The 12,305-nt window shown below is 54.9% G+C and carries 12 protein-coding genes and 2 tRNA genes; 7 read left to right on the top strand and 7 right to left on the bottom strand.

Going from position 1 to position 12,305, the window contains the following annotated elements; translation table 11 throughout:
• Positions 1–8: 8 nt before the first annotated feature.
• Positions 9–920: a DNA-binding transcriptional activator PunR gene (gene punR / locus QRN24_RS02880; protein WP_284942316.1), complete on the bottom strand. Its 912-nt coding sequence runs from the start codon at positions 918–920 to the stop codon at positions 9–11.
• 115 nt (positions 921–1,035) lie between these two features.
• Between punR and punC the strand changes: the two genes are divergently transcribed.
• Together punC and cfa are read left to right on the top strand one after the other, a co-directional pair.
• Complete coding sequence (gene punC, locus QRN24_RS02875) at positions 1,036–2,235, top strand: purine nucleoside transporter PunC (protein WP_284942315.1); 1,200 nt, start codon at positions 1,036–1,038, stop codon at positions 2,233–2,235.
• A 299-nt stretch (positions 2,236–2,534) separates the two neighbouring features.
• A complete protein-coding gene (gene cfa / locus QRN24_RS02870; protein ID WP_284942314.1) occupies positions 2,535–3,683 on the top strand; it encodes a cyclopropane fatty acyl phospholipid synthase in 1,149 nt (382 codons plus the stop codon).
• A gap of 28 nt (positions 3,684–3,711) precedes the next feature.
• Here cfa and QRN24_RS02865 read toward each other — a convergent pair whose 3' ends face one another.
• On the bottom strand, positions 3,712–4,353 hold the full coding sequence (locus tag QRN24_RS02865; protein ID WP_020884345.1) for a riboflavin synthase: 642 nt from the start codon (positions 4,351–4,353) through the stop codon (positions 3,712–3,714).
• A 225-nt stretch (positions 4,354–4,578) separates the two neighbouring features.
• Between QRN24_RS02865 and mdtK the strand changes: the two genes are divergently transcribed.
• The 4 genes from mdtK (at position 4,579) to QRN24_RS02845 (ending at position 7,977) form a co-directional block, all read left to right on the top strand.
• Positions 4,579–5,952: an MdtK family multidrug efflux MATE transporter gene (gene mdtK, locus QRN24_RS02860; RefSeq protein ID WP_284942313.1), complete on the top strand. Its 1,374-nt coding sequence runs from the start codon at positions 4,579–4,581 to the stop codon at positions 5,950–5,952.
• Between the two features lie 153 nt (positions 5,953–6,105).
• Positions 6,106–6,182: transfer RNA gene (locus QRN24_RS02855), tRNA-Val, on the top strand.
• Positions 6,183–6,186: 4 nt separating this feature from the next.
• Positions 6,187–6,263 (top strand) — tRNA-Val (locus QRN24_RS02850).
• Positions 6,264–6,381: 118 nt separating this feature from the next.
• Entirely contained in the window at positions 6,382–7,977 is a 1,596-nt protein-coding gene (locus QRN24_RS02845) for an FAD-NAD(P)-binding protein (protein WP_284942312.1), read from the top strand.
• A 28-nt stretch (positions 7,978–8,005) separates the two neighbouring features.
• Here QRN24_RS02845 and QRN24_RS02840 read toward each other — a convergent pair whose 3' ends face one another.
• Both QRN24_RS02840 and QRN24_RS02835 read right to left on the bottom strand, forming a co-directional pair.
• Positions 8,006–8,641, bottom strand: a complete 636-nt coding sequence (locus QRN24_RS02840) for a carbonic anhydrase (RefSeq protein WP_014169762.1) — start codon at positions 8,639–8,641, stop codon at positions 8,006–8,008.
• 72 nt (positions 8,642–8,713) lie between these two features.
• Entirely contained in the window at positions 8,714–9,496 is a 783-nt protein-coding gene (locus QRN24_RS02835) for an MBL fold metallo-hydrolase (protein WP_284942311.1), read from the bottom strand.
• A gap of 125 nt (positions 9,497–9,621) precedes the next feature.
• Here QRN24_RS02835 and QRN24_RS02830 point away from each other — a divergent pair, with 125 nt between their 5' ends.
• Positions 9,622–9,762, top strand: coding sequence for a hypothetical protein (locus tag QRN24_RS02830; protein ID WP_020884349.1), 141 nt, complete (start codon positions 9,622–9,624; stop codon positions 9,760–9,762).
• 35 nt (positions 9,763–9,797) lie between these two features.
• On the opposite strand, the gene QRN24_RS02825 is transcribed toward QRN24_RS02830, so the two are convergent.
• The 3 genes from QRN24_RS02825 to QRN24_RS02815 form a co-directional block, all read right to left on the bottom strand.
• A complete protein-coding gene (locus QRN24_RS02825; RefSeq protein ID WP_020884350.1) occupies positions 9,798–10,277 on the bottom strand; it encodes a GlcG/HbpS family heme-binding protein in 480 nt (159 codons plus the stop codon).
• Positions 10,278–10,366: 89 nt separating this feature from the next.
• Entirely contained in the window at positions 10,367–10,978 is a 612-nt protein-coding gene (locus QRN24_RS02820; protein ID WP_014169758.1) for a response regulator transcription factor, read from the bottom strand.
• Complete coding sequence (locus tag QRN24_RS02815; RefSeq protein ID WP_284942310.1) at positions 10,971–12,296, bottom strand: sensor histidine kinase; 1,326 nt, start codon at positions 12,294–12,296, stop codon at positions 10,971–10,973. Before QRN24_RS02815 ends, QRN24_RS02820 begins: the two co-directional genes overlap by 8 nt.
• Between the last annotated feature and the right edge of the window lie 9 nt (positions 12,297–12,305).

Raw genomic sequence — 12,305 nt, 5'->3', positions numbered from 1 at the left:
GGGGCCAGTTATACTGGCTCCCGTAGCCATTCCCGGTTAAGCGTCTCACTGTCTCCCAGGTAATCCAGAAGCCAGGCCATTGCGGGCGACACATCATTTTGTTGCCAGGTGAGGCAACAGGCCGCATCCGGAAAAGGATTTTCCAGCGTCAGTTCAACCCATTCACCGGTGTCGATTCGGGGCCGTGCAAAATGGCCAGGGACCATGGCAACGCACAGCCCGGCGCTGAGGCATGTTGCTGAGGATTCCCAGTCCGGCGCAACCACCCGTCGCTGGTTATCCAGCAGCCAGGTAATGCGTTTGGGCAACGAACGCGAGGTATCTTCCAGCACCAGCGAGGGCCAGTTATGGAGCGTTTCGTCGCTGAGCGGCCCGTCCAGGTCAGCCAGCGGATGATCGCTTGCCACCACACATTTCCAGCTGAGCATGCCCATGTCGCGAAAGGCAAAGCGTCCCCCAACCGGAATCGCCTGCGTGGCACCGATCGCCATCTCTGCCCTGCCATCCGCCAGCGCATCCCAGACGCCGTTAAACACTTCCTGGGATAACCGCAATTCGACATCCGAGAAATGGCGATAGAAATCGACAATCATCTGCCGGGTACGTTCCGGTTTTACGATGTTATCCACGGCAATGGAAAGATGTCCTCGCCAGCCGTTAGCGATCTGCTGACACTGCTCGCGGGTGATCTGCATTTTTTTGATAACAGAACGCCCTTCCTTCAAAAACCATGCCCCGGCGGGCGTTAATTCCACATCACGGTGACGCCGTTCAAACAGCGGAACGGCCAGCCATTCCTCAAGCTGACGCACCGTATAGCTGATTGCCGAGGGGACGCGGTGCAACTCCTGCGCTGCACCGCTAAAGCTGCCGTTGCGTGCAACAGCATCGACCACTTCAAGAGAATAATCTGACCACATTTTCTGCCTGCAAAAATTTTGAATGCACTCGCCAAATATTAGCGTTTCACAAGCTGCTTTGCACTCCCTACACTCTGCGCAAACATAGACCTGCCTCCCTCAGGAGAAAAAAACAATGCAACCCAGGAAAGGATTTTTAGTCTGGCTCGGTGGTTTAAGCGTGCTGGGCTTTTTAGCCACTGATATGTACCTGCCCGCCTTCGCCGCAATGCAGGAAGATTTACAGACCCCGGCGGCAGCCATCAGCGCCAGCCTGAGCTTATTCCTCGCGGGCTTTGCCTTCGCGCAGCTGCTCTGGGGGCCGCTCTCTGACCGCTTTGGCCGTAAACCGGTGCTGTTGCTGGGGCTGGCTATCTTTGCCGTCGGCTGTCTGGGAATGTTATGGGTACGCGATGCAACCTGGCTGCTGGTGCTACGCTTCGTGCAGGCCGTTGGCGTCTGTGCTGCCGCGGTGACCTGGCAGGCGCTGGTCACCGACTACTATCCGGCCAACCGTACAAACCGCATTTTCGCCACCATTATGCCGCTGGTAGGGCTTTCGCCTGCCCTCGCCCCGCTGCTCGGGAGCTGGATCCTGGCGCATTTCGACTGGCAGGCCATTTTCGCTACGCTGTTTGCCATCACGCTGGTCCTGATGATCCCGGCATTCACACTCAAAGCGGCACATAAGAAAGAGACGCCTGCTGACACAACACCGGTGACCTTCACCTCTCTGCTGAGCACCAAAGCGTACCGCGGTAATGTCCTGATTTATGCCGCCTGCTCGGCGAGTTTCTTCGCGTGGCTGACCGGTTCGCCGTTCATTCTTCACGATATGGGTTACAGCCCGGCCGCCATCGGTCTGAGCTATGTCCCGCAGACCATCGCGTTTCTGGTCGGGGGTTATGGCTGTCGCGCGGCGCTGCAAAAATGGGAAGGTCAGCAGATGCTGCCCTGGCTGCTGGTACTCTACGCGCTGAGCGTGATCGCCACCTGGGCTGTGGGCGTTATCCCGGGCGCAGGTCTGGCAGAAATTCTGATTCCATTCTGCGTGATGGCCGTGGCGAACGGTGCGATTTACCCTATCGTCGTAGCCCAGGCGTTACGTCCGTTCCCACAGGCAACAGGTCGTGCGGCCGCGCTTCAGAATACCCTGCAGCTGGGTCTGTGCTTCCTGGCAAGCCTGGTGGTCTCTGCGCTGATTGCCACGCCGCTCCTGACCACCACCAGCGTCATGCTGGTTACGGTTGCGTTGGCCCTTCTGGGATACCGTATGCAGTCAGCGGCACAACGTGAGCAGGATGACCGCACAGAGGTGAAAACCTCGCATGCATAATCGCCCCAGAAATTATGTTAAATATCAGTGATTAGGTTGCTAAGAATTTTCTATTGAATCACCAAATTTTGAGGCCTATACTAAATTTGGTTCGATTAAATACGATAAATATTAAGTGTTAACGGGAGCCGGAGCGCTCCCGTTTTACCATGGAAGGCATTTCGGCAAGGGTTATCTCCCTTCCTCTGTTCTACGTCGGATACTAGCCTCACGGGGAAATACCGTGAGATTTCTCACAAACCATAAAAAGCGTCTACGCTGTTTGAAGGTTCTGATCACAGTAAGGTGATGGAGAAGCTATGAGTTCATCGTGTATAGAAGAAGTCAGCGTTCCGGACGATAACTGGTCCCGGATCGTCAGTGAACTGTTAGGTCGCGCAGGCATCACTATTAATGGATCTTCGCCATCCGATCCACAGGTTAAGCATCCCGACTTTTTTAAACGCGTATTGCGAGAGGGATCGTTAGGCCTGGGGGAAAGTTACATGGACGGCTGGTGGGAGTGTGAACGGTTGGATATGTTTTTCTCCAGCGTTTTACGCGCCGGTCTGGAAAACCAGCTCCCCCGTAATCTGAAAGATACATTACGTGTCGCCTCCGCCCGGCTGTTTAATCTGCAAAGCAAAAAACGGGCATGGATCGTCGGCAAGGAGCATTACGACCTCGGTAATGACCTGTTCAGCCGCATGCTCGATCCTTTCATGCAATATTCCTGCGCCTACTGGAAAGAGGCCTCAACCCTTGAAGAAGCCCAGCAGGCGAAGCTGCGTCTGATTTGTGAAAAACTGCAGCTACAGCCGGGCATGCGTGTGCTGGATATCGGCTGTGGATGGGGTGGTCTGGCCTATTTTATGGCGAAGCATTATGGTGCCAGCGTGGTCGGTGTGACCATTTCAGCCGAACAGCAAAAAATGGCACGGGAGCGCTGCCAGGGCCTTGATGTGGATATTCGCCTTCAGGATTATCGCGACCTGAACGAGCAGTTTGATCGCGTAGTCTCCGTCGGCATGTTCGAACACGTGGGGCCGAAAAACTATGACACCTACTTCAGCGTGGTGGACCGTAACTTGAAACCTGACGGCATCTTCCTGCTGCACACCATTGGTTCTAAGCGCACCGACAATAACGTCGATCCGTGGATCAACAAATACATCTTTCCGAATGGCTGTTTGCCGTCCGTTCGCCAGATTGCTAACGCCAGTGAACCTCATTTCATTATGGAAGACTGGCATAACTTTGGCGCGGATTATGACACCACGTTGATGGCATGGCATTCACGTTTCCAGGAAGCCTGGCCAGAAATTGCGGACAACTATTCTGAACGGTTTAAACGGATGTTCAGCTATTATCTCAATGCCTGCGCAGGCGCCTTTCGCGCGCGTGATATTCAACTTTGGCAGGTTGTTTTCAGCCGAGGGATAGAACACGGTTTGCGGGTCGCACGCTAAAAAAAACCCCGGATTTCCGGGGTTCATTTTATTCTTCTTCTGCGGTCTTTATTATTGCGGCTTCTTTTGCCGCCAACAGCCGCTCAACGGTATCCACAACCGCCTGAGTCTGCGGATCGATTTCGATATTAACCCGATGCCCCAGTTTTTTCGCCCCCAGGGTTGTACGCTGGAGAGTTTCAGGAATTAAATGCACGCAGAAACGGGTCGGCGTCACTTCCCCAACCGTCAGGCTAATCCCATCAATACCAATAAATCCTTTATACAGGATGTATTTCATTAATGAAGGATCCTGCACTTTAAACCAGATTTGACGGTTATTTTCCGAGGTGACAATCTTCGCCACTTCCGCGGTGGTCATAATATGGCCTGACATCAGATGGCCGCCAATCTCATCGCTGAACCTGGCCGCACGCTCTACGTTTACGGTATCCCCCACCACCAGCTCGCCCAGGTTGGTGATGCGCAGCGTCTCTTTCATTAAATCAAAGCTAATCTGGTTCCCGTTAATTTCGGTTACCGTCAGGCAACAGCCGTTATGTGCAATCGAGGCGCCAGTTTCAATGCCATCAAGCATATATTCCGGAAGCTCAACCACATGAGTTCGGAAATTAGGTTTTTCATCAATGGACACCACTTTGGCGGTGCCCTGCACAATACCAGTAAACATGCTTACAACTCCTGTTTTTTCCGGACGGTGGTGACACCGTTTAATCCCACCACAATAACAGTTGGAAAAACAGGTTGCCAGCGGAGCGCATTTTGTGGCGATTTTTTCACTAGATAAATAGCTAAACCCCGCTACAATAGCTGGCACCCCCCTGCATTTTCTTCTTGCTGCCAGTTACGGCGGCCTTTTTAGTCTCTCAAATAACTAGAATATAAAGGTGTTCACGTGCAGAAGTACATGAATGAAGCGCGCCAGTTATTGGCACTGGCTATACCAGTGATCATCGCGCAAGTAGCCCAGACCGCAATGGGATTTGTGGATACGGTAATGGCGGGTGGCTACAGCGCCACCGATATGGCCGCCGTGGCAATAGGCACCTCGATCTGGCTTCCGGCCATCCTGTTTGGCCACGGCCTGCTGCTCGCCCTCACCCCGGTTATCGCTCAGTTAAATGGCTCAGGGCGACGTGAACGTATTGCCCATCAGGTTCGACAGGGGTTCTGGCTGGCAGGATTTGTCTCCGTGCTGATAATGGTTGTGCTGTGGAATGCCGGTCATATCATCCGCACCATGCATAATATTGACCCGGCACTGGCTGACAAAGCCGTCGGCTATCTGCGGGCCCTGCTGTGGGGTGCGCCTGGCTATCTGTTCTTCCAGGTCGCGCGTAACCAGTGTGAAGGCCTGGCGAAAACCAAGCCCGGAATGGTAATGGGCTTTATCGGCTTGCTGGTGAATATTCCGGTGAACTACATCTTCATCTATGGTCACTTCGGTATGCCGGAGCTCGGCGGCGTCGGCTGCGGCGTGGCGACGGCTGCCGTCTATTGGGTGATGTTCTTCAGTATGATCTCCTATGTGAAACGTGCCCGTTCAATGCGCGATATCCGCAATGAACGTTCGTTCAGCACGCCGGACTGGAACATCATGACGCGTCTGGTGCAGTTAGGCCTGCCGATTGCGCTGGCGCTGTTCTTTGAAGTGACGCTGTTTGCCGTGGTCGCCCTGCTGGTTTCTCCGCTCGGCATTGTGAATGTAGCCGGTCACCAGATTGCGCTGAACTTCAGTTCCCTGATGTTCGTATTGCCGATGTCGCTGGCCGCAGCGGTGACCATTCGCGTGGGCTTTCGTCTGGGGCAAGGTTCGACGCTGGATGCGCAAACGGCGGCCCGCACGGGGCTTGGCGTCGGTGTCTGTATGGCCATCTGTACGGCACTGTTTACCATCACGCTGCGTGAGCAAATTGCCCTGCTTTACAACGACAACCCGGAAGTGGTGGCCCTGGCCTCCCATCTGATGCTGCTTGCCGCGGTGTACCAGATCTCCGACTCCATACAGGTGATTGGCAGCGGCGTACTGCGTGGGTATAAAGATACGCGTTCGATCTTCTTTATCACCTTCATCGCTTACTGGGTGCTGGGTCTGCCGTGTGGTTATATCCTGGCGCTTACCGATCTGGTGGTTGACCGCATGGGGCCGGCAGGATTCTGGATGGGCTTTATCATCGGCTTAACCTCTGCGGCAATTATGATGATGCTGCGCATGCGCTTCCTGCAACGCCAGTCATCCTCGGTAATATTGCAACGCGCTGCACGTTAAATACGCAGTAGCCGCCAGCTGGCGGCTACTTTCTCTTCACTTTGCGCGGTAATAAAGCAATCGCGTGAAATCAGAGAGAAAAATGCATTTTCCCTCTTGCCTCAACGATGCTGTGCCGCTAATATTCGTCCCCGTTGTCACCGACAACACGTTGCGTTCATAGCTCAGTTGGTTAGAGCACCACCTTGACATGGTGGGGGTCGTTGGTTCGAGTCCAATTGAACGCACCATTCTGCGTCCGTAGCTCAGTTGGTTAGAGCACCACCTTGACATGGTGGGGGTCGGTGGTTCGAGTCCACTCGGACGCACCATTTCAGTCCTGAAATGGTGCAAATCCTCTTCTTAACCCCTGATTTTTCTTAATACCCCAATTTCATCATTATTCTCCTGCTACGCTTTTCTTATGGAAAAAAAACAGGAAGACTGTCGATGAAGAAAATCGCCATTATCGGCTCCGGCCCTACAGGGATTTACACCTTTTATTCTCTTCTTAAGAACGCGTCGCCGCTCTCTGTCTCCGTTTTTGAACAGGCAGACGAAGCTGGCGTGGGAATGCCCTACAACGACGACGATAACTCTCGCCTGATGCTGGCGAACATTGCCAGCATTGAAATCCCGCCCCTTTTTATGACCTACCTCGACTGGCTTAAGCGCCAGAGTGAAGCCCATCTGGCGCGCTTTAAGGTTGATAAAGCCACCTTGCATGACAGACAGTTTTTGCCCCGTATTCTGCTGGGCGAGTATTTTCGCGACAGTTTCCAGACAATAGTACAGGAAGCTAAGAGGCGGGGATTTCAGGTTGAGATCCACACGTCTGCCAGCGTCACCGATGTTGCCCCGTCCTCCTCCGGCGTGACGCTTTCGGTCAATGACACACCGTTTCCAGAACGATTCGATCTCGCCGTGATCGCCACCGGGCATGTCTGGCCAGAAGAAGAGGAAGCCACGCGCGCGTATTTCCCAAGCCCGTGGTCAGGGTTGATGGATGCCCGCATCCGCCCCTGCCGCGTCGGTATTATGGGAACATCCTTAAGCGGGCTGGACGCGGCGATGGCCGTGGTCATGCAGCACGGTGAATTTCGCGACGGCACGTTCCTCCTCGATAAAGGAAGTGAAGCGTTAAAAATTGTACTCATGTCCAGGACCGGGATTCTGCCAGAGGCCGATTTTTACTGTCCTATTCCGTACGAACCGCTGTCGGTATTAACCGAATCGGTACTCGAAGCCGAAATCGCCAAAGGATCAGACGGTCTGCTTGACCGCATTTTCGCCCTTATGGTGAAAGAGCTTGAACTTGCCGACCCGGCCTGGTGTGAGAAAATATCGCTGCGCATGCAGACGGCGGACAACCTTCGCGAAGCGTGGTTTGAGGATCGAAAACAGCACGGTCCGTTTACCTGGGCTGAAGAGAACCTGAATGAGGTCGAGCGGAACAAACGTGACCGGCGCACGGTGGCCTGGCGCTACACCGTGCTTCGGCTGCATGAAGTGGTCCAGGAGATGGTTCCTCAGCTTACCGAAAAGGACGCTGAACGCTTTAAAAACGGGCTGGCACGCGTCTTTATCGACAACTATGCCGCCATTCCCCCGCAGTCCATTCGCAGGCTTCTCGCGCTTCGTGAGGCCGGCATCATTAGTGTTGTGGCGCTGGGTGATGATTACACGCTGGATATTGGCAGCGCGCAGACGGTCATCGCCACTAAAGAGACGGCCTACCGTTTCGACGTCTTTATTGATGCCCGCGGGCAAAAGCCGCTTAAAACAAAAGATCTGCCCTTCCCTACGCTGCGCAAGCAGCTACAGGCGACGGGCGATGAGATCCCGGATATTGGCGAGGATTACACGTTAAAAGCGCCGGAAACGCTTCGCGGACGCATTGCATTTGGCGCAATCCCGTGGCTGATGCACGATCACCCTTTTGTTCAGGGACTGGCGGAATGTGCAGAGATAGCAGAGGCGATGGCAAAAGCCGCAGAGAAAACCGCATCGGGTTCAAGAAGGAAATTACCGTACAGTGATGACTGACAGGGCATCCGTGCCCTGCAACGCGGGATTACTCGAAGTAAACCTGCGGGTTATCGGATAAAGAGACAAAGGTTTTCGTCTCTTTATCCAGTGCAAGAATTTTGCCGCTTTCAATGTCATACACCCAGCCGTGAAGACGGATGGCGTTGTTGCGCAGGCCCACCGCCACTGACGGGTGAGTCTTAATGTTGCTCAGCTGCGCAAACACGTTTTCCTGCACCATCGCATTCACTTTATCGATTGGCTTATCCCAGGTTTTCTTCTCAACCACCGCTTTTGCCGCATCGGAATAGCGTAACCAATGAGAAACCGCCGGCATAGGTTCGAGGTCCGCATTGTCGGCAATGGCTTTCATCGCCCCACAGTTGGAGTGGCCGCAGATAACAATATCGGTCACGCCCAGCGCAACAACCGCGTATTCAATCGTTGCGGATACACCGCCTGGCTCAGGGCCGAACGGTGGCACGATGTTGCCAGCATTACGAATGACAAAGAGTTGTCCTGGCTCTTGCTGAGTGACCAGTTCTGGGACCAGACGGCTGTCAGAGCATGAGATGAACAGCGCTTTGGGATTCTGGCTGGACGCTAAACTGCGGAAGAGCTCTTTACGTTGCGGGAAAATCTCTTTTTGAAAGCTGAGAAAACCTTCAATGATATGTTGCATAGCAATTTCTCTTTTATCTGTTTTAGTTTAGGTATGATCGGGATCACACAAGTAAAGTTTACCCACCGGACTTTACTTCAGACAAGCAATATATTTCTGGCCCGACCGCTGCACAATCTCATCCGCATTCGCCAGGATATTTTGCCCTTCAAAAGCGCCGTACAGGCGAGCGAATTTTTTCCCCACCAGCCGCCCGGCCACGTCTTCGACGCTGCGGGCGGGCAACGGCAGCATATTCGGATAGCTCCACATAAACGAGACAGCATCTTTGCCCGGCGTGACCTGTAGAATATCGCCTGCCAGTAAGACACCATCACCCTCCTGCCAGTGCAGCACCGTTCCGCCAGCGAAATGTCCTCCGAGGCGTAATAACGTTACCGCGGGGAAAATGTCCAGCGTATCGCCCTGCCAGAAGTGGAGCATCGGGCTGTCGCGCATAACCCACTCGCGATCGTTCGCGTGCAGGTAAACCGGCGCATCGAAAGCCCCGGCCCACTCCTGCATCGTGGTGTAGTAGTGAGGATGTGAAATCGCGATCGCGCTGATGCCACCGAGCGCCGCGATGATGGTTCTGGTTGCCGGGTCGAGATTCGCAATGCAATCCCAAAGGATATTGCCGTGGGGGGTACGCAGAAGCAGCGCGCGCTGGTTGATGGCAAAAGCGGGCACCGTTTTGATGCTGAGCAGCTGCGGCTCAAGCTGCTGCCATTTATTGCTGTGTGTGGCCGTCACCGTCGCAAAATCACTCCACGCCTGGCCGCTGGCCGGAACATACTGGCGTTCATCCTCGCACACAGGGCATCGCGCCGGCGTTGCGTCATAAGAGGTACCGCAGGTTTTACACAGTGTAATCATGAGCTCTCCTCAGCGATAAAGCACTGAGTATGGCAGGGATTATCGTTATGTGCTGCGCGGTACATTGCCGGCTCTTTTTGCCCTATACTGTGCCAGTATCAAAAACCGAACAAAGCAGGTGCCATATGGAAATTGATCTCGAAAACTTGGTCTTTAACGGGCTGGATGAAGCTGAAGAGCGTAACGCGGAACGTCTCGACGACGCTGATAAAAAAGCGCAGTCGATTATCGCCGATGACGACTGCGGTGATGCCTGCAAGATCTGATGATAAAGCACCGGAAAACCCGGTGCTTTTTTATATTATTTCTTCAGCCCGTCAATCGCCGCCTGCGCGCACGCTTCATCCAGATGACCACCCGGCGCACCGCCGATCCCTATTGCGCCGATCACCTCATCCCCCTCTTTCACCGGCAGACCACCGGCCAGCAGCAGGAAGCCCGGAATATCACGCATGTTTTGTGCGCCGGCATTGCTCTGCGCGGCTTCCATAACCTTGCCTGACGCATTTTTTGCACTCAGCGCGGTATAGGCTTTCATTTCGCTGGCTTTTACCGTGTGTGGCCCGGCATTGTCGGTACGCTGCACCGCTTTGACCACACCGGCGCGGTCCACCACGGTTACCGTCACCTGGTAGTTTTTCGCTACGCAGGCCTGAATGGCGGAGGTCGCCAGCGCGTTGGCCTGCGCCAGGGAGAGATTTTTCTGGTTCAATGCGTCGGCCTGTGCCGTCAGGCTTACGCTACCGGCGACAAGCGCGGCTGCCATCATTACTTTTTTCATCGCACGTCCTCGAATGATTGAATACCGTTCGATCGTACTCAGACGCGCGATGAAGCATAATTCGGTTGATTACGCAATTATCCTGGTAGTTATACGGATTGTAATTTGTCGTAATCGCGGATTGCCTGCACCAGGCTGGTCACGCCAAGCTTGGCGAACGCCGCGGCCCGGTGCGCTTCAACCGTTCTGGGCGAGAGGTTCAACTGCAGGGCCACCTCTTTATTGCTGCGTCCTTCCATCAGCACCGCCAGCACCTCGTGCTCACGCGCCGTCAGTTGTTCGAAACGCGCTTTAATCCGCGACGTTTCCTGCCAGCGGGTCAGTCGTCTCTGGCTCTCTTCGAAGGCGAGCCCTACCGTTTCAATGAGCTTATCGGCATCCAGCGGCTTGGTGAAAAATTCAAAGACGCCATTGCGAAAGGCGCGGCGGCAGGCATCAACGGTGCCGTGTCCGGTCATGACGATAACCGGCAACAGCGGCCAGGGCCATTTGCCCTCCTCCAGCCAGGTCAGCCCGCCTTTTCCCGGCATGCGCATATCCAGCAGCAGACAGCCGACGAGCGCCGCGCGCCCACCGTGCGCTGACGTAAACGCGTCCACGCTTTCAAACCCATTGACCTGCCAGCCCATTCCCGAGAGTAAGAAGGCCAGCGACTCACGGATGGATTCATCGTCATCAATCAGCCAGACTGTGTTATCCACGCGTATTTACCTCTCCACTCGCCAGTTGTAACCGGACCTGCGCCCCGCCCTGGGGCGCATTGCCCAGCGTGATTGATCCATTCATGCGCGTCATCAACGACTCCGTTAACGTCATTCCCAGCCCTATTCCTTCCGTCCGTCCGCTGTAAAACGGCATAAAGGCGTTCTGCAAGGCCTCCGGGCTAAAGCCAGGTCCGCCATCGGTGAGGGTGATATAAATCCAGTTTTCCCGTTTCTCGCTGGTTATTTTCACCCACCCTTGCGCGCACTCTTGCTGGGCCTGAATGGCATTACTGAGCAGATTATGCAGCACCTGTTCAAGCCAGAGTCGGTCTGCCAGAACCCGCGTGGCACCTGCCGCGAACGCATGGCTCACCGTGATATGCTCAGAGCGGCGTTCATGTTCCAGGAGATCGACCACCTGCTGCCAGCACGGTTTCAGGTCGATGTCGCGCAAGGTGACTTTTTCCTGAACCACATGTTCGCGAAAGCGGGTTAAGAGCGCGCTGATACGCTGGGTTTGTACCAGCGCGGCAGCCAGCGCCTGCGATACGGCCTGCGGATTCGCCTGCAGTTGTTGGCGCTGAGCACCCTGAATCCAGGTCTGAACGGCAGTCAGCGGCTGGTTAATCTCATGCACGATCCCAGCGGTGATCTCTCCCAGGGTGTTGAGCCTTGCATGCTGGTAATAGTGTGCGCGCTGTTCGGCGTGCTGGCGCTGCCGCCGTTGCCAGAGCAGCAGGCTGGCCGCGGCGATAAGCACCGCCCAGCCGAAGAACAGGAACGGATATACCCACCAGGAGACGGCCAGCCAGTGCGGCTTTGCCGTGGCCATAAGGGTAAAGGGTTGTGTGGGTTGCGTGAAGGTCCGCTGCCAGTGCCAGAAAGCCCCGGCAGGGGGCGCGTTATCTGCGTCATTGAAGCGAATGGCAAGTGCATCAAAGGTATGTTGGGTGCTGAGCAGCGGCGCAAGATCGATAAGTACGCGGATCTGACGCCAGGGATTATACAGCCAGTACTGACAATCGCGGGTCGATTCCACACGGGCAGCGTTCAGCGCACGGCCTGAGGTTTTCTCAAGGGCGAGGATGTGCGGGAATTTTTTGCGCAGAGCCGCGAGGTCTTCCTCGCCGTTGAGTAACGGCAAAACAGATTCATTTTGCGTCAGCACGGCGCTAAGGGTGGAATAGCGTGTCGAAAACTCACGATCGCGTTCCCAGAACTGGCGGCGGATCTGTTCGGCATAGAGCAAAACGCCGCTGATGAGGCACACCAGCAGCCAGACAATAACCGTGCGCCTGAAAAGAGTGTTATTCATTCCGTTAAC

Source organism: Enterobacter sp. MEB024 (genome assembly GCF_030209635.1).
Lineage (GTDB): Bacteria > Pseudomonadota > Gammaproteobacteria > Enterobacterales > Enterobacteriaceae > Enterobacter > Enterobacter ludwigii.
The sequence above is the reverse complement of the archived record's forward strand: the minus strand, read 5'-3'. Positions and strand labels throughout refer to the sequence as shown.

Coding starts and splice junctions, on each gene's coding strand:
- QRN24_RS02830 (WP_020884349.1), top strand. CDS start 9,622: ATGGAAATTGATCTCGAAAACTTGGTCTTTAACGGGCTGGATGAAGCT.
- QRN24_RS02835 (WP_284942311.1), bottom strand. CDS start 9,496: ATGATTACACTGTGTAAAACCTGCGGTACCTCTTATGACGCAACGCCG.
- QRN24_RS02845 (WP_284942312.1), top strand. CDS start 6,382: ATGAAGAAAATCGCCATTATCGGCTCCGGCCCTACAGGGATTTACACC.
- QRN24_RS02825 (WP_020884350.1), bottom strand. CDS start 10,277: ATGAAAAAAGTAATGATGGCAGCCGCGCTTGTCGCCGGTAGCGTAAGC.
- QRN24_RS02815 (WP_284942310.1), bottom strand. CDS start 12,296: ATGAATAACACTCTTTTCAGGCGCACGGTTATTGTCTGGCTGCTGGTG.
- punR (WP_284942316.1), bottom strand. CDS start 920: ATGTGGTCAGATTATTCTCTTGAAGTGGTCGATGCTGTTGCACGCAAC.
- punC (WP_284942315.1), top strand. CDS start 1,036: ATGCAACCCAGGAAAGGATTTTTAGTCTGGCTCGGTGGTTTAAGCGTG.
- QRN24_RS02865 (WP_020884345.1), bottom strand. CDS start 4,353: ATGTTTACTGGTATTGTGCAGGGCACCGCCAAAGTGGTGTCCATTGAT.
- cfa (WP_284942314.1), top strand. CDS start 2,535: ATGAGTTCATCGTGTATAGAAGAAGTCAGCGTTCCGGACGATAACTGG.
- QRN24_RS02840 (WP_014169762.1), bottom strand. CDS start 8,641: ATGCAACATATCATTGAAGGTTTTCTCAGCTTTCAAAAAGAGATTTTC.